Annotated in this window: 26 protein-coding genes; 9 read left to right on the forward strand and 17 right to left on the reverse strand. The window is 65.9% G+C overall.

Features of this window, described 5'->3' with window-relative positions; translation table 11 throughout:
- Positions 1 to 23: 23 nt before the first annotated feature.
- The 3 genes from MYCSP_RS19185 to MYCSP_RS19195 form a co-directional block, all read right to left on the reverse strand.
- Entirely contained in the window at positions 24 to 1,382 is a 1,359-nt protein-coding gene (locus MYCSP_RS19185) for a L,D-transpeptidase (protein WP_088414750.1), read from the reverse strand.
- 98 nt (positions 1,383 to 1,480) lie between these two features.
- Complete coding sequence (locus tag MYCSP_RS19190; RefSeq protein ID WP_083014946.1) at positions 1,481 to 1,924, reverse strand: hypothetical protein; 444 nt, start codon at positions 1,922 to 1,924, stop codon at positions 1,481 to 1,483.
- A gap of 92 nt (positions 1,925 to 2,016) precedes the next feature.
- Positions 2,017 to 2,466 carry a winged helix-turn-helix transcriptional regulator gene (locus MYCSP_RS19195; protein WP_088414752.1) on the reverse strand — a complete coding sequence of 150 codons (450 nt, stop codon included), beginning with the start codon at positions 2,464 to 2,466 and terminating at the stop codon, positions 2,017 to 2,019.
- An 87-nt stretch (positions 2,467 to 2,553) separates the two neighbouring features.
- Here MYCSP_RS19195 and MYCSP_RS19200 point away from each other — a divergent pair, with 87 nt between their 5' ends.
- Complete coding sequence (locus MYCSP_RS19200) at positions 2,554 to 3,798, forward strand: MFS transporter (RefSeq protein ID WP_157886203.1); 1,245 nt, start codon at positions 2,554 to 2,556, stop codon at positions 3,796 to 3,798.
- Here MYCSP_RS19200 and MYCSP_RS19205 read toward each other — a convergent pair.
- The 5 genes from MYCSP_RS19205 to MYCSP_RS19225 are packed head-to-tail and all read right to left on the reverse strand — an operon-like array spanning position 3,681 to position 7,955.
- Positions 3,681 to 5,234, reverse strand: coding sequence for a radical SAM protein (locus MYCSP_RS19205; RefSeq protein WP_088415676.1), 1,554 nt, complete (start codon positions 5,232 to 5,234; stop codon positions 3,681 to 3,683). The two genes, MYCSP_RS19200 and MYCSP_RS19205, sit on opposite strands and share 118 nt — an antisense overlap.
- Positions 5,235 to 5,245: 11 nt before the next feature.
- On the reverse strand, positions 5,246 to 5,698 hold the full coding sequence (locus MYCSP_RS23185) for a hypothetical protein (protein ID WP_157886204.1): 453 nt from the start codon (positions 5,696 to 5,698) through the stop codon (positions 5,246 to 5,248).
- Between the two features lies 1 nt (position 5,699).
- Positions 5,700 to 6,041, reverse strand: a complete 342-nt coding sequence (locus MYCSP_RS19215) for a hypothetical protein (RefSeq protein ID WP_088414754.1) — start codon at positions 6,039 to 6,041, stop codon at positions 5,700 to 5,702.
- Complete coding sequence (locus tag MYCSP_RS19220) at positions 6,038 to 6,814, reverse strand: prolipoprotein diacylglyceryl transferase (RefSeq protein WP_088414756.1); 777 nt, start codon at positions 6,812 to 6,814, stop codon at positions 6,038 to 6,040. Before MYCSP_RS19220 ends, MYCSP_RS19215 begins: the two co-directional genes overlap by 4 nt.
- 49 nt (positions 6,815 to 6,863) lie before the next feature.
- Positions 6,864 to 7,955 carry a UDP-N-acetylmuramate dehydrogenase gene (locus MYCSP_RS19225; RefSeq protein WP_088414758.1) on the reverse strand — a complete coding sequence of 364 codons (1,092 nt, stop codon included), beginning with the start codon at positions 7,953 to 7,955 and terminating at the stop codon, positions 6,864 to 6,866.
- 26 nt (positions 7,956 to 7,981) lie between these two features.
- Between MYCSP_RS19225 and MYCSP_RS19230 the strand changes: the two genes are divergently transcribed.
- Together MYCSP_RS19230 and MYCSP_RS19235 are read left to right on the forward strand one after the other, a co-directional pair.
- Positions 7,982 to 8,485, forward strand: coding sequence for a DUF2505 domain-containing protein (locus MYCSP_RS19230; protein WP_083014922.1), 504 nt, complete (start codon positions 7,982 to 7,984; stop codon positions 8,483 to 8,485).
- 10 nt (positions 8,486 to 8,495) lie between these two features.
- Complete coding sequence (locus MYCSP_RS19235; RefSeq protein ID WP_083014920.1) at positions 8,496 to 9,011, forward strand: DUF2505 domain-containing protein; 516 nt, start codon at positions 8,496 to 8,498, stop codon at positions 9,009 to 9,011.
- A gap of 27 nt (positions 9,012 to 9,038) precedes the next feature.
- Here MYCSP_RS19235 and MYCSP_RS19240 read toward each other — a convergent pair whose 3' ends face one another.
- Together MYCSP_RS19240 and MYCSP_RS19245 are read right to left on the reverse strand one after the other, a co-directional pair.
- A complete protein-coding gene (locus tag MYCSP_RS19240; protein ID WP_088414760.1) occupies positions 9,039 to 10,118 on the reverse strand; it encodes a hypothetical protein in 1,080 nt (359 codons plus the stop codon).
- Entirely contained in the window at positions 10,115 to 11,443 is a 1,329-nt protein-coding gene (locus MYCSP_RS19245) for a hypothetical protein (RefSeq protein ID WP_088414762.1), read from the reverse strand. Before MYCSP_RS19245 ends, MYCSP_RS19240 begins: the two co-directional genes overlap by 4 nt.
- A 68-nt stretch (positions 11,444 to 11,511) precedes the next feature.
- Here MYCSP_RS19245 and MYCSP_RS19250 point away from each other — a divergent pair, with 68 nt between their 5' ends.
- Positions 11,512 to 11,949 carry a hypothetical protein gene (locus MYCSP_RS19250; protein WP_083015021.1) on the forward strand — a complete coding sequence of 146 codons (438 nt, stop codon included), beginning with the start codon at positions 11,512 to 11,514 and terminating at the stop codon, positions 11,947 to 11,949.
- Between the two features lies 1 nt (position 11,950).
- Here the strand turns inward: MYCSP_RS19250 and MYCSP_RS19255 are convergent, their stop codons facing one another.
- From MYCSP_RS19255 to MYCSP_RS19265, 3 genes are read right to left on the reverse strand one after another with little or no spacing between them, the layout of a single operon-like run.
- Complete coding sequence (locus MYCSP_RS19255) at positions 11,951 to 13,156, reverse strand: CHAT domain-containing protein (protein WP_083014912.1); 1,206 nt, start codon at positions 13,154 to 13,156, stop codon at positions 11,951 to 11,953.
- Positions 13,138 to 14,823, reverse strand: coding sequence for a hypothetical protein (locus MYCSP_RS19260; protein WP_083015018.1), 1,686 nt, complete (start codon positions 14,821 to 14,823; stop codon positions 13,138 to 13,140). Before MYCSP_RS19260 ends, MYCSP_RS19255 begins: the two co-directional genes overlap by 19 nt.
- Positions 14,824 to 14,878: 55 nt before the next feature.
- Complete coding sequence (locus MYCSP_RS19265) at positions 14,879 to 15,340, reverse strand: lipoprotein LpqH (protein ID WP_070909983.1); 462 nt, start codon at positions 15,338 to 15,340, stop codon at positions 14,879 to 14,881.
- A gap of 120 nt (positions 15,341 to 15,460) precedes the next feature.
- Here MYCSP_RS19265 and MYCSP_RS19270 point away from each other — a divergent pair, with 120 nt between their 5' ends.
- From MYCSP_RS19270 to MYCSP_RS19280, 3 genes are read left to right on the forward strand one after another with little or no spacing between them, the layout of a single operon-like run.
- Positions 15,461 to 16,264, forward strand: coding sequence for an SAM-dependent methyltransferase (locus MYCSP_RS19270; RefSeq protein WP_083014909.1), 804 nt, complete (start codon positions 15,461 to 15,463; stop codon positions 16,262 to 16,264).
- Positions 16,265 to 16,273: 9 nt separating this feature from the next.
- On the forward strand, positions 16,274 to 17,062 hold the full coding sequence (locus tag MYCSP_RS19275) for a carbon-nitrogen hydrolase family protein (protein ID WP_088414768.1): 789 nt from the start codon (positions 16,274 to 16,276) through the stop codon (positions 17,060 to 17,062).
- 15 nt (positions 17,063 to 17,077) lie between these two features.
- Positions 17,078 to 18,019 (forward strand): LmeA family phospholipid-binding protein, encoded by a 942-nt coding sequence (locus MYCSP_RS19280; protein WP_088414770.1) that lies wholly within the window; start codon positions 17,078 to 17,080, stop codon positions 18,017 to 18,019.
- On the opposite strand, the gene deoC is transcribed toward MYCSP_RS19280, so the two are convergent.
- The gene (gene deoC / locus MYCSP_RS19285) at positions 18,016 to 18,732 is read right to left on the reverse strand and encodes a deoxyribose-phosphate aldolase (RefSeq protein WP_083014900.1); all 717 of its coding nucleotides are present in this window, start codon (positions 18,730 to 18,732) and stop codon (positions 18,016 to 18,018) included. The genes MYCSP_RS19280 and deoC overlap by 4 nt on opposite strands.
- Positions 18,733 to 18,751: 19 nt before the next feature.
- On the opposite strand from deoC, the gene MYCSP_RS19290 reads away from it, so the two are divergent.
- Both MYCSP_RS19290 and MYCSP_RS19295 read left to right on the forward strand, forming a co-directional pair.
- On the forward strand, positions 18,752 to 19,570 hold the full coding sequence (locus MYCSP_RS19290) for an isocitrate lyase/PEP mutase family protein (RefSeq protein ID WP_088414774.1): 819 nt from the start codon (positions 18,752 to 18,754) through the stop codon (positions 19,568 to 19,570).
- A gap of 66 nt (positions 19,571 to 19,636) precedes the next feature.
- Positions 19,637 to 20,251 carry a GNAT family N-acetyltransferase gene (locus tag MYCSP_RS19295; protein WP_070909172.1) on the forward strand — a complete coding sequence of 205 codons (615 nt, stop codon included), beginning with the start codon at positions 19,637 to 19,639 and terminating at the stop codon, positions 20,249 to 20,251.
- On the opposite strand, the gene MYCSP_RS19300 is transcribed toward MYCSP_RS19295, so the two are convergent.
- Genes MYCSP_RS19300 through MYCSP_RS19310 form a run of 3 tightly spaced genes read right to left on the reverse strand, consistent with a single transcriptional unit; the run spans position 20,248 to position 23,382 of the window.
- Positions 20,248 to 21,423 (reverse strand): acyl-CoA dehydrogenase family protein, encoded by a 1,176-nt coding sequence (locus MYCSP_RS19300; RefSeq protein ID WP_083014895.1) that lies wholly within the window; start codon positions 21,421 to 21,423, stop codon positions 20,248 to 20,250. The genes MYCSP_RS19295 and MYCSP_RS19300 overlap by 4 nt on opposite strands.
- On the reverse strand, positions 21,420 to 23,069 hold the full coding sequence (gene mbtM, locus MYCSP_RS19305; RefSeq protein ID WP_083014891.1) for a long-chain-fatty acid--ACP ligase MbtM: 1,650 nt from the start codon (positions 23,067 to 23,069) through the stop codon (positions 21,420 to 21,422). The genes MYCSP_RS19300 and mbtM overlap by 4 nt, the downstream gene beginning before the upstream one ends.
- A 31-nt stretch (positions 23,070 to 23,100) precedes the next feature.
- Positions 23,101 to 23,382 carry an acyl carrier protein gene (locus MYCSP_RS19310; protein WP_070909169.1) on the reverse strand — a complete coding sequence of 94 codons (282 nt, stop codon included), beginning with the start codon at positions 23,380 to 23,382 and terminating at the stop codon, positions 23,101 to 23,103.
- Positions 23,383 to 23,433 lie beyond the last annotated feature (51 nt).

Raw genomic sequence — 23,433 nt, forward strand, 5'->3', positions numbered from 1 at the left:
CAGCTACATTAGATCGCGCCAAGCTATCGACGCGTGGTGGTCGGGGTAGCCGAGGCCGAAGGCACGCTCACGCTGGTCGACGGGGCTGACGTCGGCGTCCCCGAGAGTGTCGGTGCCCCCGACGGGGTCAGCGGAACCGTCGTCGGGATCGACGATGTCATCGACGTGACGGTCCGTTCCTTCGGATTCGGCGGAAGTGCGGACATCGACTGCCAGGTCGGCCAGTCCACCACCCAGTCCCACAGATCGCCGTCGGCATACGACAACTCGATCGAGGTGCCGGTCACCTCGACGGGATCGCCGTAGATGGCGGTACGGAAGTAGGACTCGGCATCACCCAGCGACAAGTTGATGCATCCATTGGTGACATTGGTATTTCCTTGCTGCCCAATGGTGTTCGGATTGGCGTGGATGAATTCGCCGTTGTTCGAGATCCGGACTGCGAAGCGCTCGTGGACGTTGGAGTACCCGGCCGCCGGGTTGGACATCCAGAAATCCTCATACTTCTCGGTCACCACGTGAATCCCGCTGCGGGTGACGTTGCGCGGCAGGTCACCCTCGCCGTAACTGCACGGCAGGTCCAAGATGGTGCCCTCGTCGGTGGTCACCCGAATCCGGTGGCTCTGCGCATCGGCATAGACAATCTGCCTGCGACCCACGGTGAAGTCCAGAGACATGTCCTCATTGCCGAAGGCCCCATCCCCGAAGGGAATGCCATAGAGGTTGGCCTTCACATCGACTTTCGTGCCGGCCTTGAAGTACTCGCGTGAACGCCAATGCACCCGGGAACCCTGTTGCTCGTCGGGCAGCCATGCCCAGCCGCCTTCGGTGGGCGGATCGCACGTGATGCTCAACGACCGCTCCACCGCGGCCTTATCGGCGATATGCGCGTCGAACTGGATGATGACCGGAGCCGCGATACCCACCGTCTGCCCATCGGCGAGTTGGAACTGGCCGTTGACCTTCGCTGTCGGCACCAACGTGGTGAATGCACCGGACACCGCGACGGCCTTACCGTCCAGGCCGACCGCCGAACCCTTCCAGGTGTAGGTCACATCGAACCCCAGTGGCTCGGTGGTGCGGAACCTCGTCTGGTCACGACTGAGGGCTCCCGCGACCACCTTGCCGTCGGCATTGACCAGCTTCACGTCCTGGAACCACCCATTGGCCACGGTCACACTGACCGGTGCTGTCGGGTTGACGTCCTTGGCCTTGTCGTCGGGCAAGTACGTGAGCGAGGCCCCCGGCGACGGAGCCTCTTCGGGCTCATTCGAGCCCACGGTCGTGCAGGCCGCAGCAACGGCGGGCACCGTCAGACCCAATATCGTGAGCGCGCGTCGCCGCGTCAGCGCATCACCGAGATCTGGTCTGGGGTACTTCACGACACCCCACGATACGGCCCGCTGCGGACAGCTTCGCCCAGCCAGACCAGGATCACACCCTGGATCGGGCCGGACGTGCGGTTTTGCCCTGCGATCGGCTAATAGACCGGGATATCGAAGATCGCGGCGGGGGCGCCGTACTGAGCGCTCCAGCCGGCCCACGCGACATCACTCGGGCCCAGGCGCTTATCGACGAGGGCCCAGCCCTGCTCGTCCTGGTGCAGCAGGGCTACGTATTTCTTCGACAGGACGCCGTTGGCCGAGGCTTCGGCAAAGGGAGTTCCGGCGTAGTCGATAGGTTCACCGCCGGGCTCCTTCATGGCCGACCAGAGAAAGGCCCAGCCATCGGCCGCCTTGAGGCTGCGCACATCCAAGCGGACCGGCTTGCCGAGCTGAGCGGTCGCATCCGCGAGCGCGGGCGCCACGAGGACGGCACCGTCCGGGGAGGAGGGGTCCACCGGCGTCGCGACCGGGTCGGCCGCCGCGGCCGGCGCCAGCAGCAGTCCAACCCACATCACAAGCGCCAGGAATCCGATCCGCATGGGTGCTCCTTCGTTGGGCGACCCTCGCACGGTAGACGACCAACATCCGGGATTGCGGGAAGACGAGCCCGAGGATTCTGGCTGGACCAGAACTAGACGCCGTTCTCCCCCGCGCCGATAACGGTCGTATCTTCCGGCCCCAGTACGCGGCCGTCCGCCGCACGGAGCTCGAACTGCCGCAGCGGACGCGATGTCTCGCGATCTACCAGTGAGGCGCGCGGTTCCCCGGAGTGGAAGCAGAACTCGTCGCCCCACTGCCGAAGGGCAACCAAGACCGGAAACAGCCCGTGCCCCTTGGCCGTCAACTGGTATTCGTGCCGCGCTCCGACCGGGACAATCTCCAGGATTCCGTTGTCCACCAACGCCGACAACCGCGACGCCAGGATGTTCTTCGCCAGTCCAAGGCGCTTTTGGAACTCCCCGAATCTGCGCAACCCGTCGAATGCGTCGCGAACGATCAGCAACGACCAACCGTCGCCGATCTCGCCCAGCGGCCTGGCCAGCGTGCAACTGGATTCCGCGTGACCGGCACGTCCCACCATCGACAAACTCCCTTGGTTGCAATATGCAACCATTCATGCCACGCTCAGATGGTTGCGAATTGAAACCAACTCTACCGAGGAGTCGGCGTGCTGACCAGGCCCATCATCGTGTTGTTCTCGTTCGCCTGCGGACTCGCGGTGGCAACCATCTACTTCTCGCAGCCATTGCTCGACACCATCGGCGCGCAATTCTCCATCCCCACAGCACAGGTCGGCATCGTGCTGACCCTCACCCAGATCGGCTACGCCATAGGCCTACTGCTGATCGTGCCCCTCGGCGATATCGTCCAAAGCCGCAGGCTCATCGTCGGGCAGACCGTGGCGCTCGCGGTGGCACTGCTCGCCACCGCCGTTTCCCCCAACGCGTGGACGTTCCTGACAAGCATCACCGCGCTCGGCGGGCTGGCCGTGGTCACCCAGGTGATGGTCACCTATACCGCGGTGCACGCCGCGCCCGCGCGGCAGGGATGGGCCATCGGCGTGGTGACCGGTGGGATCATCAGCGGAATCCTCCTGTCGCGCACAGTATCCGGTGTGCTATCTGATCTGCTCGGTTGGCGATCGGTATACCTGATAGCGGCCGCCGCTGCGACGGCAACAGCCGGGATCCTGATGCGCGTCCTGCCGCGAGCCACGCGCTCACGCACCGGGCTGCACTACGGTCAACTACTGACCTCAACGCTCCGGCTCCTACGCGATGAACCGGTACTGCGCTCACGGTCCGTCATCGCGATGCTGATCTTCGCCGCCATCACGGTCTTGCTCACACCGATGGTGCTCCCGCTCACCGCTGCCCCATATCACCTGTCGCACACGGAAGTCGGACTGTTCGGCCTGGCCGGGGCTGCTGGCGCACTCGGGGCGTTCAAGGCCGGATCGTGGTGCGACAACGGCCTGGCCAGCCGGGTCACCGGAATCGGTCTGTGGTTGATGTCGGCGGCGTGGCTATTGGCGGCCACCCTGCGCTGGTCCCTGATTGGGCTCGCCATCGCAGTCGTGATCATCGACTTCGGACTGCAGTCGGTGCACGTGGCCAACCAGAGCCTCATCTACCGCCTGGACGCCGACCTCCACGGGCGTCTCACTGCCGCCTACATGACGTTCTATTCCATCGGCAGTGCGGCGGGCGCCATCGCGTCCACCTGGGCGTACTCGACTCACGGATGGACCGGTGTCTGCCTGCTCGGTGCGTCGATCAGCCTTGGTACGCTTACCTATTGGATCGGCAACAGCAGCAATTCAGGCACGGAGGCAGCCGCCGACATCGACAGCCGCTGCCGCGACAACGCGGGCCACGCCTGCACCGCGCAGAACGGTGCACACTGGTCCTGATCGGCGTGCGTTCCCACGTGCACACAGCACTGCGTCAGCCGCTCCTCGATCATCGTCGACATGTCCATGAACGGCTTGACGGTGATCCGCACTATCCGCTCTCCCAGCATCCGGCGCAGCTTGGCTCGCCGACCCGGCAGCGCGGATACGGCGAGCGTCATCAGGGTCGAGATTCCCAAATCGCAGCTGTCGCAGATAATCTTCCACACATCGCCGATCGTCGGATGCGACAGTGAGGACTGCTCGGAGAGCAAACCCAGTAGGGACTCCTTGACCGCCATCCTCAGCTGCTGCGGAACCTCCTGATCGGCGATCCGGTTGGATACCAGCCCCAGGTTCTCCTTGAGACGGTCATGTCCGATGAGGGCGGTGAGCGATCGCCATACTCCCGCGTCGTCGCGCAGCATGTACCCCACCGAGCAGCAGTGTGGATGCGAACACGGCAGGGCCGTCAAGTCCCGCCAGGTCACGACGTCATCGGTCTGCGGTCCAAGACGTTTCAACACACCCGTGTGGGTCAGCCTCCTCATCGGATCGATCGCTCCCGCCCGGCCAGATCCGAACTGTGGCTGGATCGACACACCGCCCACATACGGAGTATCGAGGGCGAGCTTGACGACCGCACCGATATCCGCGTCGTTGACATCGAGCGCCGTGGTCATGACCAACGTCGTGAAGATCTCTTTGTCGGAAAGACGTTGCACAGCAGCGGCTTTGATTCTCCTCAGATCGCCGCCGCGGTGATGGCGGGAAGCGTCGGCCGACGGTCCGTCGTACTGAAGGTAGACCTCCACCCGCTCACGGTGACGTGCCAGCAGCTCCAGCAGCGCATCGTCCCGCGCGATGAGTACGCCATTGGTGTTGATGAGGATTCGGGTGATCGGCCGGGTCATCAACTGATCGAGCAGCCGGTCGAGCTCCGGGTGAACGGTCGGTTCACCACCACTGAGCATCAGCACATCCAGTCGGCCGCTCTCGCGAGCCAGGCGCTGATCGACGTTGGCGAGCACGGCCTGTACCGGCACCACACCGCGCAGATCGGGTGACGACTCGGCGAAGCAGGTCGGGCAGCGCAGATTGCACGCCTCGGTGATATCGGCCAGCAGAATGCAGGTGTGCTGGGTCTGCATCTCGGGAAGTCCACGTAGATAGGCCATCGGTATGGGATCGAAATTGCCCGGTACATCCGGCATATGGGCCTTGGTCGGCGCTGTCCACTCCTCGAGATACTCAAGGATCTCGGCATCCTCGTCGTACAGCGTGCGCACCAGTCCATGTGTGCGGCAGGCCCGTTCCAGCCACACCTTGTCGTCACGATGCGCGAGCCAGCCCGAGAGCCGGCGCACCTCGGCCAGCGGGGTCTCGGGCCCCTCCTCGTGGCATAACGGACAGAACGCGTTGACGTACCGCATGATCCGGTCCCCACGCAGCCCCATACCCGCCACGTCTACTCCAATCCTTCCAGCATCGAAAAGCAACCCACCACCAACCCCGTCAAGATCGCCACCGTCGCCCAGCCGATCATGAGACCGATTCCCAGCCCCCGAACCCAGTCTCGGCCCCAAATGGTCAGTGCCAGACCACCTGCCAGCCCAACGACAGACATCACGATGGCCAGGACGGTGGCCCGGGTATCTGCCGTGAATCCGGCGCTCATCGCGCTCTCCAGCGTCAGAAACATCCCGAATGTCGTCACCCAGAACACGAAAATGCCCACGAACGTCATCCCGACCATCGCCCCGCCGCCCGATCGCCGCGGCGGCGGGGCATACGGGTAGTACCCTGGCGGGTATTGGGGATGCCCCGTCGGTGGATATCCCTGTGGGCCATGGGGATAAGGACCGTAGGGGTACTGCGGCGGTGACTCATCCCCGGGCGGTGGCTGCGGCGGCGTGGTCATTTCACAGACCCGGGATCCAACCGAGGAAAGCGCCCGCCCCCGTGCAGACCCCACCGGTGAGCAGGGTCACCAGCGCCCAACCGATCATCAATCCCAGGCCCAGCCCACGCTTGTCCCGATCGCCCGTCCTCATCAGTGCGGCACCGCCACCGAACGCCGCCAGCAGGCTCACCACCGCGAACGCGATGAAGACCGCATCACCGGAGTTGCTGCTCTTGTCCGAGACGCTCAGGGCGACCACGAATGCCACCACCGCGACGACCGCGTTCACCACCGCGAAGAGGAATGCGCCAAGCACCGCATGTCCACCGCTGACACCAGGTCCCGGCTCCGGTTGACTCATGCCGCCACCACTTCGGGGACACGCCTTCGGAAAAGTCCTTCGTAATATCCGGCACGATAGCCGCGCCACAGCCGCCACGCCGCTAGCGTCATTCCCGGCAGCAGAACCCATTGCGGTCGTGTCAGATTCAGCCACACTGTCTCGTTCGCACGGGTGAATTCGACCAAGAATCGAAACACTGCGTACGCGGACACATAGAGCACGAAGAGCTCGCCTGGCCGCGTCACACGGGGACGCAGCCACCACCACAGCACCGCGAAAGCCGCCAGCTGGAAAGCGATCTCATACAGAAAGGAAGGATGCATCGCCACTCCGGCCAGGCATCCTGGACAGTCCGGTCGCGAGGCCGGGGCGTGGATACCCCACGGCAACGAGGTCGGCCTACCGGGAGCCTCCGTCAGGTGACATCCGATCCGGCCCACCGCCATGCCCAGGGCCACCGCGGGTGCAAACAGATCCCCCGTCTTGGCGTGGTACCCGATGAGCCGTTTGGCCACCAGCACACCGGCATATGCCCCCAACAGCCCACCGATGATGCTGCGCGACCCGAACATCCAGGCCTCGGTCAGGCTCGGATTGAGCGCCGGATTGAGGTGCTCGATCCAGCCCGACAGCCGCATGCCGATCGCACCGCCGACCAGAGCACCCGCCACCGCGATCAACGATTGCTCAGCAGGAGCACCGCGCCGGCGCGCTTCGCAGGCGAAGACGATGGCGGCGACCAGTACACCGAGCCCTACGAAGAGCCCGTGTACACCGATTCCCAGCCCCATCGGCCCACTGTACGAGCCTGCCCCGCAGGTACGCAGGCCAACCGCGTGATTACAGTGAGCAGCCCACCAGCACCGGCTCAGGCGCCAGGCGCACACCGAAGGCCGCCCACACCCCGTCACGAACGGTGCGGGCAAGCGCCAGCAGCTCACCGGTGCTACCTCCGCCGCGATGCGTCAGTGCCAGTGAGTGTTTCGTGGAGACCCGGACCGCCGACTGTTCCCCGGGATAGCCCTTGACGAAGCCGGCCCGCTCCACCAGCCAGGCTGCCGACAGCTTCACCCCGTCCTGGGCCGGATACTGCGGCATCGCGATATCGGGCCCCAAACGTTCGCGCACGCGCGACTGGACGCCATCCAGATCGTCCTCGGTGACAACAGGGTTTGTGAAGAACGAACCGACACTCCAGGTGTCGTGATCGGCCTCGTCGAGCACCATGCCCTTGCTCCGGCGCAGGCCCAGTACCGCTTCCCGTACGGCCAGCGCATCAGTGCGCTCCCCCTGCCCCACCCCGAGTTCCTTGGCCAGCTCCGGGTACCGGATCGGCGAGCTCAGACCATCCGTCGACAAGCCGAACTCGACCTCCAACACCACGCGTACGTCGGTGCCCTTCAGAATGCTGGTGCGGTAACCGAATCCCAGCTCATCGGGCTCGTACCAGCGCACCTGTCCCGTCCCACGGTCCAGCACCCGCACACGTCGCAGCAGCGAGGCCACCTCGACGCCGTAGGCACCCACGTTCTGCACCGGGGTGGCGCCGGCGGTACCCGGAATTCCCGAGAGACATTCCAGCCCACCAAGACCGGCCTGCAGGGACAGCTCCACAACCTCGTCCCAGTTGGTTCCCGCGGCCGCACGCAGCAGCGACCCATCCACCTCGACACCGGCCGCGGCGATATGCACCACGGTGAGGTCCGGAAGATCGTCGGCAAGAACAACGTTCGATCCGCCCGCGAGCAACAGAGTGCGGTAGCCGTCGAGCGCGGCCAGCGCGCCGGTCACCTGTGTGCTGCTCTCGCACCGAACGAGCGTGGACGCCACCGGCCCCAACCGCAATGTCGTCAGCGCGCCGAGCGGAGCATCCTCGGTCACAACGGCGCCGAGATCCTCGATCCGCGCGCGCGTTGTCGATGCCAGCCTCACGGGCCGTAACGGTAGCCTTGCGACCCATGGCACGCTCATTTGACCTGTCGGTGGAATACTCGGCAACCGTCGAGCAGGTCCACGCGGCCTTCGCCGACGAGGCCTACTGGAATGAACGGCTGGCCGGTTCCGGTGCCGATACCGCAACCCTGGACTCCCTGAAATCCGAGCACGGTGCACTCGAGATTGTCACCACCCAGGTGCTGCGCAGCGACCGGCTACCCGGCATTGTGGCTCAGTTTCACCGGGGTGACCTGCAAATTGTCCGTACGGAGGAGTGGAGCGCCGTCGACGGCGGCGCATCCGAGGGCACCGTGGAAGGCTCGATACCGGGTGCACCCGTCACGTTGTCCGGGACCGCTCGGCTACACCCCGGCGCCAGGGGCTCCCGGCTGGACCTAAAGGTCGGCGTCGAGGTCAAGATCCCCCTGGTAGGCGGCAAGATCGAGGGCTTCGTCGGCGGCAAGCTGATGGACTTGTTATCTGCCGAACAGCGATTTACCTCGGAGTGGATCGCCACCCACGGCTAACCTCGGTCAAATGTCCAGGCGCTCGGTGTTCACGGTGAACTTCCCGGCTCCGGCAGAGAAGATCTATCAGGACTTCGCCAGCCGGGACTACTGGGAGACCCTGATGTCGGCCTACGGATGGCTCACGCCGATCTCCGAGATTCACACCTTCAGCGTGACCGAATCCGGCATCGATGTGGTGCTCAAGCAGAATCTGCCCCGCATCTACCTGCCGCCCATCGCACAAAAGGTGATGCTCGCCGACATGATCATCACCCGGGTACAGCATTTCGGGCCGTTTGATCAGCGCAAGGGGTCTGCGATGGGCAATTACGGCGCCTCGGTGCTGGCCGGGCCGGGCTCCTTCACCGGCGTGTGCAAGCTGTCCGATACCGATCAGGGTTCTCAGCTCAGGCTCTCCAGCACGTGCAAGGTGTACATCCCGTTCCTCGGAGGCAAGCTCGAGGACCTGATCCTGTATCACCTCAACGACCTCTTCCGCGTGGAGGAGGGCTTCATCGCCGACTGGATCTCGAAGCACCACTGACCGTTGAGGACCCGAGGGGCGTAAGGATCAGTAGTCCGACTCGGCGGCCAACAACTCCGCGAGGAACGCGTCGGCGGCGGGAGCAGCCAATCGGGCGCGCGCGAAGGCCCGGATCCGAGCCCGCAGCTCGATCGATTCGGCAGCACCCCCGGTACCCGCGCTCACTTCCGCCACCGACCAGTCGATGTTCCACGCCTGCGCCTCCCCGGCGGGAAGGCCATCGGCGTCGAGCACCGGTAGCACCGCGGCACCCACGGCATCCAATACGCCCGTCGCGTGAAACTCACCGCAGCGCAACGAGGCCGGAATGCCTGCCGCCGAATCGGGACCCGATACCGCCGACCGCAGCCGAGCGGTAACCATCCCGTCCTCGCCGACGACGGCCCAGGCGAGATTGCGTTCCGCGGCGTCGAAGATCCCCGGCGGTACTCCTGACCACGCGATGGTCGCATCTCCCGCGGCGATCACGCCCGACGGCCGAGGTGGTTCCGCGGGACCGGCGGCCAACGCGTAATCCGCCTGCCGCGGGGCCCCGACGGCCGGCGCATGCCAATCGAGTCCAACCTCGTCCGCCAGATCTCGGCAACGCTCAACCAGCACGTCCACTCTCGGGTCGCGATAGGTACCCAGGGCCGCACTGTGAGGCGCCAGGAGCCCGGCCACATCAGAATCCAGGGTGTCGTCGGTGAAGTATTCCTCGGCGGCCGCGGTCAGCACCGCGAGTTCGGCGTCGAGCAGCGCGCGATCCAGCGCGGTGATGCCGTCCCGGCCGCTGGCCGGCCACCATCGTCGTAGCCAATGGCCTAGCGCCAACCGCCGCAAGGAATCTGCCGCTCCTGGCGGGACGGACACCGCCGGCAGCTCGATTACCGTGGATGGATCTGCGCCATTCAGCGCCTCGACGACGGCGACGTGTCCGGGCTCGCCGAGAACCCGCCACATCCAGTCGGCCCGGGCCACATCGGTGAAGCTGATAACCGGCTGCTCCGACGGATCGTCGACCTGCCAGGACAGCACCGCACCGCTCACTTCCAAGAGCGCCACCGCCGGAAGCGGTGCTGGAGCGATGCCCGTTGTCCATGAACCGGATTCGTTGACAAGCTTCATCCCGCGACCTGCAATTCCAGCATGGCCTTGATCCGCTGCCGGTGGTCCAGGCTCACCGAGCGTGCCGCCCCTTCCAACAACGACCGCAGATCATCGACATCACCACAGGACTCTTGCCAGACATCGCGGCCGTGCAGCCTGGCCCACAAGCGGCCCAGGTAGGGCCGCGCGAAGACAGCCAGGTCCTCGACAACCTGTCGCTGCCGTGGGTGCAGAGGCTCTCCAGCGGTGAGATAGCGCCGGGCATGCATCACGTAGGCCTCCTTCGCCAGTCGAGCCTGAACCCGCCCGGACAGTTCATAGCGTGTCGTCACCGAATCACCCAGTGGCCGTAAATCTGTCGCCACCTCTATGCCTGCCACCAGAGCCGCCTGTTTGTCCTCGCTCAGCAGCCCCCAGGGAGCGCAGGCCCGGTCGACCTCCTCGGCACATAGCAGCGGAACATCGGGGAGCTCGTCTCGATCCAGTGCCCGGCGCAGTGTCGCCCGCACCCGATCGACGACACTACGATCCATCGGGCGGTCACCTTCCGGTTCTCCGTCGATAGCCGGAGGCCCTTGCGGTTCAACCGAACTCAACCCGATCTCGACAATCGACCACGGCACGGTGGCAACGGTTTCGTGAACGCTTGCACCGAGGTTGAACGGTGTCGCGTCGGCGACAAGCGCCGCCCAAACCCTTTGACGCGCCGTCATCTCACGGTGGCCACTGGCCGCGCCGAGAACTGTCGCCAGGCCCGTGAAAAATGGGCCGGTGATCGAGTCGTCGGGCCGCACATCACGCCAGCTGCGATCCCGCAGCCTGGTGAGCCTGGCGACCACGGCGGGGTCCTGGACATGCCGGTTGAGAACCTCGATCGCGGTCCGGTCCCGACCACGATGCAGATCCTGAAGAACTTCTATCGCCGTGCGCTGATCCGCCAGCTGCGGAACGCCTTTAGTGATAGCCAGCTCGAAACACACTGGAAAATAGAGTTCTTGGGCGTTGCCAGTGGTGATGCGCTGCTTGCGCCGCTCGGCCTTGAGTACCACGAACCAGTCTGCGGTGGCCCGCAATTGCGAGGCGTGCCCCACGATCAAGGCATGCACGGCGTCCGCGACGTCGGGAGCCAGCACCGGAGCCGAGAAGGAGGTATTGCTGCGCAGCCGCAGCACCAAAGGGTCGAGAATCCGTTTCACGGTCCTGCGCAACGGCCCACCGTCGTCGGCACTGAGCACCTCGACGCCGGAGCCGATGGCACGCCAGGCGCGATCGATCACGGCGCGGCGAGGTACCGCCGACCCCACCGCGACAGCGCCCTCGGATGTTGCCGACCCGATGCTCACCGTGACCAGGGTAATCGTTGTCGACCAGCCAAAAGTTGGGTTCGGTAGCAGCAGGCCGGGTCGAGGCTATCGGCATGACCACAGGACTATTTCCCGCCATTGCCAAAGCCCTGAGCGGATACGTAGCTTCACTGTCAGCCCGCCGGAATACATCCGCCCCTCCCGACGAAGAGTCCGAGGAGCGTCTGGTCACCATCGAAGAATTCACCGCCGAGTTCGATCACCTGCTGATCCGTAGACGGCTATTGACCGGGGCGCAGCGTGCCGTCATCGGCGGAGGCACCCGCTCCCACGGGATCGTCACCGGGGTGAACGCCACCGGCTCGGGGCGCGAGGTGCAATTGGACCTCATGGTGACCCGTCCGGACGGCAGCCAGTTCCCGACGCGCGAAACCGCGGTGATACCGGAGTCCACGCTGCCGAAGATGACACCAGGCAGCGTGATCGACGCGTACTACCGACCCCGAGATCACAGCATCATCGCGGTACGGGTGCACGCCAGCTGAATCAGCGGGCGCCGTCGACGGCGAAACTCACCACGGCAGCCCAGTGCAATGGACTTGCCGCCAGATCACCCTCGTGCCAGCGCCGCAACCGAGCCCGCTGCCAACGATTCACGGCGCGGCCCGCATCCTCTTCGCAGTGCGCACGGTCAACCTCGGCGACCGTATCGGCCATGGGGTCGGTTGTATGCGAGCAGAATTGGTTGTACGCGGCGGCAGTCGGCAACGACCACAGGGTGGCCGTCACCAACTCCGCGCCACCCAAGATCATCGAAGCCGCCAGCCCCGTCGCCTCGTCGAATCGGTAGTCGCCTCCCGACGAGCAGGCCAACAGCGCCACCCGCGGCGGAATCGGAAGCCGCGTGGCCATCATGTCCGCCGCGGTCAGCGGGCGGTCTTCGGCCAGATGCAGGGCGGCCCGTTCGGCGTGGCCAACGGCACCCTCCGCAGCACTGGCATGACCGACGTAGAGCAGTCGGGACGGATCTTGCGCACACGCCCCGGCGAGCCAGTGACGATCGATATCGCTGCGGCGGAACAGTTCTACCGGCGCACCGACCGCGGGAAGAACCCGGTGGCCGTCCACCAACTCGCCGAAATGACGGGTCAGCACCGCGTCCGGATCGGGCCGGCCCAACACCGAACCCAAGGCAGAATCCGGCCGCTGCCCGGGAATCCGCGGATCCAGCAGCAGCACCGCCGGGCCGTCCCGGCGCTCACGCCATCGCGCCGGGCGGCGCGGTGCGTGCACGATGTTAGGCGGCACGGCCATCAAGACGTCGACAAGTTCCATCAAGCGGAAGCCGTCCTGCCCGGGCATCGCCAGCTGCCCCCAGGGCACCCGCGCCAATGTGGGGCTGGGGGTCACGAACAGCACTGCCCGCGGCGAAGACGCGCACTCGGACAGCAGCTTCCAACCTTCGGGCGCCACCAACTTCGACCCCAGCGCGCGGGCCAGATCGAGTTCGGAGTCCGGGTGTGCGAACGCCCCCGTGGTCAACGACCGTTCGATGGCCATGAGTGCGGTCTCGGCCTCCGAAGGATCCGGTAACGCGGAATGGAGTGCATCGCAGGCCGATTCCAGCGACTGCTGCTCGATGACCCAGGTAACTGTTCGTGGCGGCTCCCCCACCACCCGCAGACTGGCGTACGTGGCGATGCCGACGTCGGCGAATCGCAGAACCAGAGTTGTCACGGCCACGTTGACCATTCCTCGTCGACGGCGGTGACCTCACGGCCATAACGCCGCCGGGCCAACTCCCGGTAGCCGCTCATGATCTGGTCTCCGGCTGGATCCATCCGCAACGGCGGCAACGGCCCGAGGCGGGTGAGCCCACCGTCCGCCTGCACCGGCGGTGCCGCGGCGACGAGCGCCAGCTCTCCCTCGACAGGAACCGCCGCGGTTGCGGTGGACGCCCACGCGCCGGTGGACAGAACCGACTGCCGATCGCTTACATCGGTGGTGAAAGCACCTCGTGCGCTGTGGTATTCAATCAACTCACTAACCAAAGCGGCGTTCTCCCATTCCTTGGCCACCGCGAAGGCGCCCGCCAACAGCGGTGCCGAGACACATCTGGCCCAGCGCATCCTGGCTCCCGCATCGGAGATGGCATAGCGCACCGCGTCAACCGCCAACGCCGCAGGCACCTTGAGGTCCGCCGCCTGTTGGAGCTTGGACATGGCGCTGCGATACGCGGGGCTGTCCCGGTCACAGGACACCGTGCCGGTAGCGGGATCTAGCCCCATGTCGGCAAGCGCATCCGCACGCCAGATGTTGCCCAGCTGATCATCAAGACGTGCGTACTGCAGCCAGCTGTGCCGCGGATAGGAATCCAACAACTCCCGGGCCTGCGCCACCTTCTCTGCCGCCACCGCGAAGTCGCCACGAAGAATTGCGATCCAACTGCGCTGCAAAAGAATTCGATGAATGTGCAGCGGCTTCTCGATCTCCCGCCAGTGCCGCTCGGAATGCCCCCAGCATTCGTCTGCCTCGTCAAGGGCTCCCATCCGGAACCGGATGAGACCGAAATACAACCAGCTGCGGGACACATCGTGCGCCCGAACATGCTCGGCGATTGCCGGGTAGGCCTGGTGGACGAGTGCCTGCGTTTCGGCGATATCGCCGTCAGCCCATCGGGCCGCGGCACGTTCCAACTGCGCCCGGGCGGCGGCCAACGGCCAGTCCCGGGCCCCGGCGCGGGACTCGGCACGCCGCAGCCACGGCTGCGCTTCCTCGAGTCTCCCGGTCTCCACGCAGAACCGGCCGTAGGACAGAGCACCGTTCACGAACAGATGGTCGGACTCGGGGTCCCCCTCGCGCGCGTACTCCTCGAGCAGGTCCAGGATCTCGGCCCACACGGGAACCGAATCCGCATACATGTCGTCGTCGCACAACCCTCTGGCAATCAGAATCCTGGCGTAACAGACGAGTCTGCGGTGCTCGGCGGTCAAATCCTCGAAATCCCCATCGGTTTCGACGAGCGCGTGCAGGCTCGCCGAGGCTCCGGTGTGATCACCGTTGGCAGCGGCCAGTCCGGTCGCGAGAAATTCGGCACGCCGCGTGTACCGGCAGATCAGGTGATCAACCTCGCTGTCGGACATGGTGATCTGCGCCGCAAGATCGGGACGCTGCCCCGATCGAATCTCCCGATAGACGCTCAGGCACTCGCGGATACGTCGGACGCCTTCGACCACACCGTCGTACGCGGTCCGCACCAGGTAGATCTCGGCGAGCTGGGCCAGCACCTCGCACGCCAGATCGTCGCGGTCGGACTCCTCGGCCCGAGTCAACAGCGAGAGCAGGATCTCCTTGGCGCCCTCCTCCTGGGCCGCCAACGCCAGGTGGCGGGCGCGCTCCAGATCGCCGATGATCGTCACCTCCGAATAGTAAAAAGCGGCGGGCGCACTGTGCACGCCCGCCGCCGTCGGGATGTCAGCCGCAGCTCACCTTGATGGTGAATGGTTTGGTGATCATCCCGGCCATCGGGTTCTTGACGTCGGCACCCGAGGCCTCCCCGGTGATGGTGTAGGTCTTACCGTCGACCTTCACGTCGGCAGAGCCGACGCTGGCTCCCATCCCGCTGCTGACCGCCAGCGCGGCGCCGTCGTACACCAGCCCCAGTGACTGCACCTTCGGGGTTGCCTCGTCGGTCATGACGACGCCCAGGCCCTGCTGGCCGTTGATGGCGGCGCTGCCCACGTTGATGTTGCCACCCTGCTTGACGCAGGTCACCGACTTCAGATCCAGGCCCGCCAGGTCCTTGCCGTCGACCTTCACCTCGGCGTTGCTGCCGGAGCTCACCTGCGAACCCCCGCCCGGCTTGTCGGTCGAGCAGCCGACCACCACCGCACCGGCGGCAAGAAGTCCCATGGCGCCCACGATTACTCGATTCATCATTCGTCCCTTCGTTGTCCGTCGCCCCGATGGCTCCGTGATGGCTCAAGTGAAGGCGGAGCGGTCGGCTACCGATCCCAAGAAATCCCGATTACCGCAGGCAGCGGCCTTCCAGGCACCATGGATACCGTGGCTCCCTCCCCACGCCCACAGGGCACCATCACCCGCGGCACCACGGGGATCAATCGGCTGCGCCGCAGCGACCGTTGGCTGGTTCATCACCCCGAGGTACGCGCGGCCCTGGCAGGCGCCGCCGATCCCCTGGTCGTGGACGTGGGATACGGGGCCATGCCCAACACCACGCTGGAACTGGCCGCCCGGTTGCGGACAGTGCGATCTGACGTACGGGTGACGGGATTGGAAATCGATCCCCAGCGGGTGGTACCGGCGCGTGACGGAGTCCACTTCGGTCTTGGTGGATTCGAGTTGGCCGGCCTCACACCGATTCTGGTGCGCGCCTTCAACGTGCTGCGCCAGTATCCGGAGCCGGAGGTTACCCAGGCGTGGGCGGCGATGCGGGCCGGGCTGGCCCCCGGCGGGCTGATCATCGAGGGCACCTGTGACGAACTGGGCCGCCGTTGCGCTTGGCTACTACTCGACGCATCCGGCCCCCGCACCCTCACCCTGGCTTGCGATCCCTTCGACATCGAGAAGCCGTCCGATCTGGCCGAGAGGCTGCCGAAAGCCCTTATCCACCATAATGTTCCGGGTCAGCCCATTCATGACCTGTTAAGCACAGCCGATCGATGCTGGGCAGCAGCGGCCCCACACGGCGTCTTCGGCCCCCGGGTCCGCTGGCGCATGATGTTGAAAGCACTGCGCGACAACGGATTTCCTGTTGAGCAGCAGAGGCGTCAAGTTCGTGACTGCATCTTGACGACTCCATGGTCATCAGTGGCCCCGGTGACCGACCTGCCGCGCTAGGCTGACCCTATGCGGATTGTGTTGGCGCAGATCACCAGCGGTACCGACCCCACCGAGAACCTGGCCACGGTGGCGGCCACGGTTCGAGACGCTGCGGTGCAAGGCGCCGGCCTGGTGGTGTTCCCGGAGGCCACCATGTGCCGGTTCGGTGTACCGCTGGGCCCGGTCGCACAGCCGGTGGACGGGCGATGGGCCGACAGCGTCCGCGCGATCGCACAGGAGGCAGGCCTGACCGTCGTCGTCGGCATGTTCACCCCGGCTGCCGACGGACGCGTCCACAACACCCTGCTGGCCACCGGCCCGGGTGTCGATACGCATTACAACAAGATTCACCTGTACGACGCATTCGGCTTCCGCGAATCGGCGACCGTCGCACCCGGTCACGAACCCGTGCTCATCTCGGTCGACGGTGTGGCCGTGGGGCTGACCACCTGCTACGACATCCGCTTTCCGGCCCTCTACACCGATCTGGCACGGCGCGGCGCTCAGGTGATCACGGTCAGCGCCTCATGGGCCGCCGGCACCGGCAAATGGGATCAGTGGACACTGCTGGCGCGCGCCCGGGCGGCCGACTCGACATGCTTCGTGGCGGCCGCCGACCAGGCCCTACCCGCATTGGAGGCACCGGCCCACGGTTCGCCCACGGGAATCGGCGGCAGCCTGCTGGCCTCGCCGACGGGCGAACTCATCGCCCAGGCCGGTCCCGACCCGGAGCTCATCGTGGCGGATCTGCATCTGGACGCGGTGGAGCAGACCCGCAAGATCTTGCCGGTCCTTAACCCGTCCTCAGCCGAGTAAGGCACAATCGCGCGGGTGACGACACCGCCTCAGCCGCCGCTCGGCCCACCCGGATCGACACCTCCTGAGCCTTCGCCATGGCAACCACCGGCGCAGCAGGTTCCGCCGACGGTGCCGGAACAGCAGCCGCCCACCCTGCAGAGTCCGGTGACACCGCCTCCGGACGAGCCGTCGGCCACCACCACTGCCGGCGAGCCCGCGGAGCCTGCCGCGCCCAAGAAGAGCCGCGACTACAAGTCCCTGGTGCTCATCGGCGTCATCGTCGTCGCCGTGTTCCTGGCTGCCGTGCTCGGCATCGAGCTGTACGCGCGCCAGCGCACCAGCACCGAGGTCAACGCGGCCACATCGTGCCTGGTTCAGGATGGCGCGACCGCATCCTTCGGCCCGACGCCGCTGGTGCTTCAGTACCTCGGTGATCACATCGACAAGCTGACGATCAGGACCGCGGGCAATCAGATCGCGCAGGCCAAGAAGATGGCCGTCGCCATCACGGTGCGTGACGTCTCCCTGAAGAAGACCGCCGATTCGCTCGGCACGATCGGCCGCCTCGACGTCGAGGTGTCCTGGCCGACCGCCGGCATCACCGAAAGTGCCCGCGAGCTGGTGCCGGGAATGCTCGGTTCATTGGTCGGCGACGCGACCACCAACGAGTCGACCGGCGAGGTGACCCTCACCGCCGCCGGCGGACTGGCCCAGATCACCACCAAACCCGTCATCAAGGACGGCATGGTGACCCTGCAGTCCGAGAACGTGTCGGCGTTCATCGGTCTGCCCCGCGAAATCATCCAGCCGGCACTGGACACCTTCTCCAAGGGACTCGTCGGCGGCGAATACCCGATGGGACTCAAGGCCCAAGAGGTGAAGGTCACCAACGACGGCATCACGGTGAAACTGTCGAGCACCAACCAGCCGATGAAGCCGGTCGAGAATCCCTGCTTGCAGAACCTGAGTTTTTAAACCGGAAACCCGTCCAGGACGGCCCGGCTACTCGAGAGGCCCAGACGCGTGGCACCGGCATCGAGCATGGCCGCGGCGTCGTGTGCCGTGCGGATTCCGCCGCTCGCCTTGACCTGAAGCCGATCGCCTACGGTCTCTGCCATGATTCGCACGGCCTCGACCGTCGCTCCCCCGGATGGGTGAAATCCGGTGGAGGTCTTCACGAAATCGGCTCCGGCGGCCTCACTGACCCGACATGCCTGACGGACCGCCTCGGCACCGGAGCGTTCCAACAGTACCGCCGATTCGATGATGACCTTCAAGGTCGCCGACGGGGCCGCGCGCCGCACGGCCTCGATATCGGCCTGCACGGACGCGAAGTCTCCGGCCACCGCAGCACCCACGTCGATCACCATGTCGATCTCGGTCGCTCCTGCCGCGACGGCGAGAGCGGCCTCATGCGCTTTGATGGACGAAAGATGTTTCCCCGACGGGAATCCCACCACCGCCGCGACGATCAGGCCTGCACCTCCTTCGGGCAGGTCCACCGGCAGCATCGACGGAGACACGCACACCGCCAACACCCCGAGGTCGGCAGCCTCCGCGATCAGCGACCGTACGTCCTCGGGAGTTGCCTCGGGCTTGAGCAACGTGTGGTCGATGAGCGCGGCTACCTCACCGCGGGCGGGCCAAACCGCCGGTCTGCCTGCCGATTCCGTCATGGGCTCAGTCATAGGGGCTAGCGTCGCATACATGACCTCACAGCATGAGCGTGCGGTAGCGTTCGCGGCTCTTCATCAGTCCGGTGCGTTCGTGGTCCCCAACCCGTGGGATGCCGGGAGTGCCCGCATCCTGACCGGCTTCGGCTTCTCTGCCCTGGCCACCACCAGCGCCGGATTGGCCTTCGCGCTGGGACGTCGCGACGGTGCCAATCTGGTCAGCCACGCGGAGACGCTGGCCAATGCCTCCGATATCGCGGCGGCAACCCATCTCCCGGTTTCGGCAGATCTGGAAAACGGTGGGCCCACCATCGGAGACATCGCCATGACCATCCGGGAGGCGGCGGCCTCCGGGCTTGTCGGCGGATCCATCGAGGACACCACCGGGGATCCCCATGCACCGATCTTCCCGGTCGCCGAGGCGGTGGACCGAATCACTGCCGCGGTACACACGGTGCGTGATTTGCCCTTCCCTTTCACGCTGACGGCGCGCGCCGAGAACTTCCTGTACGGCAGAACGGATCTGGCGGACACCATCGCCCGGCTGACCGCGTATGCCGAGGCGGGAGCCGACGTGGTGTACGCACCGGGTCTGCCCGATGCCGACGCCGTCCGTGCGGTCTGCACCGCAGTGGACCGCCCGGTGAACCTGCTCGCCGCGGGGTTTGTGCTGAATCACTCGGTCCAGGAGATCGCGCAGTGGGGTGTGCGCCGGATCAGCCTCGGATCCGCCATGGCGCGGGCGGCGCTAGGGGCTTTCGTGGAGGGCACACGGGAGATCGCCCAGCACGGCACGTTCGGATTCGCGTCACGCGCCATCGGATACGCGGATGCCAACGCTCTGTTCCCCTAGACCGTCGGGGGCGCAACCTGCGTGGAGCACACAGGTTGCGCAGTTGGATAGCCTATCCTTATATGCATGGAACGCCCCTGGCCAGTGCTCTACCGTCATGTCGCCCCCGACCCCTCGGTGCCTGCACCTCCCGCGGCCACGCTCCCCAGCCCGTTCGGTTTGAGGCTGGTCGATCCGGACAGCGACGACACGGCGCTCATCGCCCGGTGGATGCGTCAGCCGGCATTGGTCAACGGCTGGGAACAGGACTGGCCGGACGCACGCTGGTACGACCAGCTCAAGGCCCAGGTTGAGAGCACCTATTCGCATCCTTACCTGGTGCTGTTTCGCGATGAGCCCGTCGGCTACTTGGAGTTCTATCGCGCGGCCCAGGATTCAATCGGCTCCACGTACGACGCGGACCCCTACGACCTCGGAATACACGGCGCGATCGCCAACCAGGCCATGGCCAGCAAGGGCTTCATGGTGATGATCCTGCCCAAGATCATCAAGAGCTTCTTCGAGCTGGAGCCGCAATGTAAGCGGGTCATGTTCGACCCCGAATACCAGAATTTCGAAACCCGCCGAGTGTTCGAACACATCGGTTGCGTGTTTCTCGGAGAGCACCAGATGCCCAACCGCAGGATGGCGTTGTACACCACCCCGCGGACCCCGGCCGATGTACCCGGGCAGCCGGCCTAGCCGCCCAAGGAGCGGTAGCCCTCCATATCGGGCTTCAGCGCGGCGGCGACGAACTCCCAGAGGGTCTCGTCGGTTCCGCCACCCACCCGGGCCAGTTTCATATCGCGCCACCAGCGCCCGACCGGGGTCTCGTCGGTCAGGTATCCCGAGCCGCCGAAGATATGAAGGCATTCGGAGAGCACCTCTTCGCCAAGCCGGGCAGCCGTCACCTTCGCCGCGGCCGCCGTGCGCAGATTCATCTCGCCCGTCGCGGCGATACCTTCGAGCGAGTAGCGCATCATGTCGACGCGGGACTGCAGATCGGCGACGCGCAGCCGCAATGCCTGGTGCCCCAGGAGTGTGCTGCCGAACTGCACCCGCTCCGTCATGCGGGCGATCGTGATCCCGAGAGCCTTTTCGCAGAGCGCCACCACCTGAGCCGCGATGCCGAGCCGCTCGTGGGACAGGCCCCAGCTGATGGCGGCAAGTCCCGCGCCCGGGCGGGCGATCAGCGCGTCGGCGGGAACCCACGTGTCGATGTCGATCGGCGCGGTATCCAGCGGTCCCGCGCTCAGCTTGCGGTAGCGCTCGTGCACCACCACCTGAGCGGTCGGCACCAACAACAGCATCACGTTGCCGTGCTTGCCCGCGGCATCACCGTCGGCACTGCGAGCGACGACGACGATGTGATCGGAGATCGGGCCGAGCGACACGAATTTCTTGCTGCCCCGCACGTGGTAGCCGCCGTCGACGCCGTGGACCAGGGTCTCCGAAATCTGGAGATCAGAACCGCCTGCCTCCTCGGATGCCCCGATACACAGCACCGCCTGGCCACGGATGGCCTGCTCGGTGATCGCACGTAGGTAGTCGGTGCGACCAAACCGGCGCAGGATGGAAATCGCGGAATCGTGCAGGCTCGCGCCGATGCTGATCCCGATCGAACCGAGATCGCCCAGCGCGAATCCCAACGACACGAGCTTCGCCACATCGGGCAGCGGACCCGAGGCCCATTTGTCGGCGAGTACACCGCCACGGCCGAAGCGCTCGATGAGGGCGCGGGGGAAGCGCTCGGTCTCCTCGGCCTCCGCCACCCACGACCTCACCTCGTCGTCGATGACCGAGTCGAGCAGCGCGCGAAAACCTTCGGCAGACAACGCAGCCACGGTCTGAGGCTCCTGGTCGGCCAGGGTCATCGCAGGCCTCCGCCCGTCTCGATGAGACGCTTGACTTCAAGACGCCGCAGCTTGCCCGACGTCGTGATGGGCAGGTCGCCGGGAGTCACGAAAACGACCTCGGAGGGCACCACCCCGCAGTCGGCGGTCACCCGCTGAACCACCTGTCGGCGCGCGGCGTCGAAGTCGGTGCCCTTGTACTCGACGGCCAACGCCAGCCTGGGGCGAACGCCACCTTCGTCGAGTCCCACCGCGGCGACTCTTCCGGCCCGCACGCCCTCGACCGAGGCCGCCGCCCGCTCGACGTCGATGGGGTACACATTGCGGCCGGCAAGAACGATGAGTTCCTTGAACCGGCCGACGATGACCAGATCGCCGTCGTGAAAATAGCCCAGATCGCCGGTGTTGAACCATTCGTCTTTGTCGATCGGCGGGCTACCCAGATAACCATTCATCATGCAGGCGCCCTTGATCTCGACCCGCCCCACATCCCGGCCGCTGATCGCCGGTACCTCGCGCTCGGCAGGCACCACCCGGACCTCCATGCCGTCGAACGCGGAGCCGACCAGTGCGTACCTACGGGGGGCCTGACCACCATCGGGGGTAGCGACGAGAACGTCATCGGATCTGGCGCCGACACCGGGATGGGTCATCGTCACGACGCACGTGCCCTCGGCCAGGCCCCAGGCCGCCACGGCCGCACCCGGTGAGAAGCCATGCGGAGTCGCCGCCGTCAGGAAGCGCTCGAAACCGTCACAGTTGATCAGCTCGGCCGCGCTGACGGCCGCACGCAACTTGCCCAGGTCGACGCCGCGATCGATCTTGCCGGCGTACCGGCCGATGATGTCGTAGGCGAAGTTCGGGGCCATCAGATATGTCGCGCCGCTTTCACTGAGCCAGTCCAGCCACCTGATGGGCGAGGCCGCAAAAGCGCTGTTCGGCGCCAACCAGAGTGGCATTCCCGTCCACAGCGAAGCCAGCAATGTAATCAGGCCCATGTCGTGGTACAGCGGCAGCCAGCTACAGGTCAGGTCTTCTCCGCTCAGGCGCGCACGGCTGACCATCGCGCTGACGTTGCTCATCACGGCACCGCGGGAAAGCACAGCGGTCTTCGGGCTGCCCGTGGAACCGGACGAGTTCTGCAGCACCGCCGCAGTGGTCTCATCCCCGTTCTGTACGGGTGTGAACGACTGCGGCCGCGGTTTCGCACCGATATCCGCGACATCCTCGAGCCGGATGCTCGTCGGCACGGCCCGCAGCTGTTCCAGCTCCCGGCCGTGGCTGTAGATCGTGCGGACACCGATGGCCGCGCAGCGCTCCAGGGTCGTGTGCGCCCACCGATCCAGATCGGCTCCGCGCACCAGACCCGGGAAGAAGGACACACTCGTGCCCGCCAGCCAGGCTCCCTGGACACTGGCCACCAGGTCGACGGTGGGATTGCCGATCAGACCCAGCGCGCCCACGGGCCCGTTCGCGGCATTTTCGAGCAGGTCGACGGCCACGGTCTCTGCCCGGGCGTGCACCTCGGCCCATGGATACCGAGTCCATTCCCGAGTCGCGCCGTCCATGATCACCAGATCGGCGGACGAGGACAGCAGCGCCTGGGAAACCTTCGCCGCCAATGCATTGCCTTGCACCGCATCAACATTCGTTGTGATAGTTGTCATGAGACTCTCCCGCCTTCTGGTCCGCAAGCTTCTATTCGGCAACCGGAAGCGCGCTGGCCGCTTCCGGCGCCTCCTTGGCCTGCCCGGCCGAGACGATGTCGACGAGGTCTCCGAAGGAGTCGCACACCAGCAGCTGGTCCTCGGTGAGCGTGACGCCGAACTGTTCTTCGATGAGCACGAGGCCGAGCGCGAATCCCACCGAGTCCAGTCCGAGATCGTCGATCAAGAGCTTGTCCCGGGTGATCTCGTTCGCGCTGACCGCGAGCTCCCCGCGCAGGATCTTCTCTAGCTTCTCGGCGACATCGGTCGACATGGTGAGTGGTCTCCTTGTGGCTCGATACAGGTGGGCGTGAGGGCACCGGTG

The sequence above is a fragment of the Mycobacteroides saopaulense genome (genome assembly GCF_001456355.1).
GTDB classification, from domain to species: domain Bacteria; phylum Actinomycetota; class Actinomycetes; order Mycobacteriales; family Mycobacteriaceae; genus Mycobacterium; species Mycobacterium saopaulense.

Coding starts and splice junctions, on each gene's coding strand:
- MYCSP_RS19240 (WP_088414760.1), bottom strand. CDS start 10,118: ATGAAGCTTGTCAACGAATCCGGTTCATGGACAACGGGCATCGCTCCA.
- MYCSP_RS19205 (WP_088415676.1), bottom strand. CDS start 5,234: ATGGGGCTGCGTGGGGACCGGATCATGCGGTACGTCAACGCGTTCTGT.
- MYCSP_RS19235 (WP_083014920.1), top strand. CDS start 8,496: ATGTCCAGGCGCTCGGTGTTCACGGTGAACTTCCCGGCTCCGGCAGAG.
- MYCSP_RS19190 (WP_083014946.1), bottom strand. CDS start 1,924: ATGCGGATCGGATTCCTGGCGCTTGTGATGTGGGTTGGACTGCTGCTG.
- MYCSP_RS19290 (WP_088414774.1), top strand. CDS start 18,752: ATGACCTCACAGCATGAGCGTGCGGTAGCGTTCGCGGCTCTTCATCAG.
- MYCSP_RS19275 (WP_088414768.1), top strand. CDS start 16,274: ATGCGGATTGTGTTGGCGCAGATCACCAGCGGTACCGACCCCACCGAG.
- mbtM (WP_083014891.1), bottom strand. CDS start 23,069: ATGACAACTATCACAACGAATGTTGATGCGGTGCAAGGCAATGCATTG.
- MYCSP_RS19220 (WP_088414756.1), bottom strand. CDS start 6,814: ATGGGGCTGGGAATCGGTGTACACGGGCTCTTCGTAGGGCTCGGTGTA.
- deoC (WP_083014900.1), bottom strand. CDS start 18,732: ATGACTGAGCCCATGACGGAATCGGCAGGCAGACCGGCGGTTTGGCCC.
- MYCSP_RS23185 (WP_157886204.1), bottom strand. CDS start 5,698: ATGACCACGCCGCCGCAGCCACCGCCCGGGGATGAGTCACCGCCGCAG.
- MYCSP_RS19300 (WP_083014895.1), bottom strand. CDS start 21,423: ATGACCCTGGCCGACCAGGAGCCTCAGACCGTGGCTGCGTTGTCTGCC.
- MYCSP_RS19295 (WP_070909172.1), top strand. CDS start 19,637: ATGGAACGCCCCTGGCCAGTGCTCTACCGTCATGTCGCCCCCGACCCC.
- MYCSP_RS19310 (WP_070909169.1), bottom strand. CDS start 23,382: ATGTCGACCGATGTCGCCGAGAAGCTAGAGAAGATCCTGCGCGGGGAG.
- MYCSP_RS19215 (WP_088414754.1), bottom strand. CDS start 6,041: ATGAGTCAACCGGAGCCGGGACCTGGTGTCAGCGGTGGACATGCGGTG.
- MYCSP_RS19265 (WP_070909983.1), bottom strand. CDS start 15,340: ATGAATCGAGTAATCGTGGGCGCCATGGGACTTCTTGCCGCCGGTGCG.
- MYCSP_RS19195 (WP_088414752.1), bottom strand. CDS start 2,466: ATGGTGGGACGTGCCGGTCACGCGGAATCCAGTTGCACGCTGGCCAGG.
- MYCSP_RS19255 (WP_083014912.1), bottom strand. CDS start 13,156: ATGGTCAACGTGGCCGTGACAACTCTGGTTCTGCGATTCGCCGACGTC.
- MYCSP_RS19230 (WP_083014922.1), top strand. CDS start 7,982: ATGGCACGCTCATTTGACCTGTCGGTGGAATACTCGGCAACCGTCGAG.
- MYCSP_RS19270 (WP_083014909.1), top strand. CDS start 15,461: ATGGATACCGTGGCTCCCTCCCCACGCCCACAGGGCACCATCACCCGC.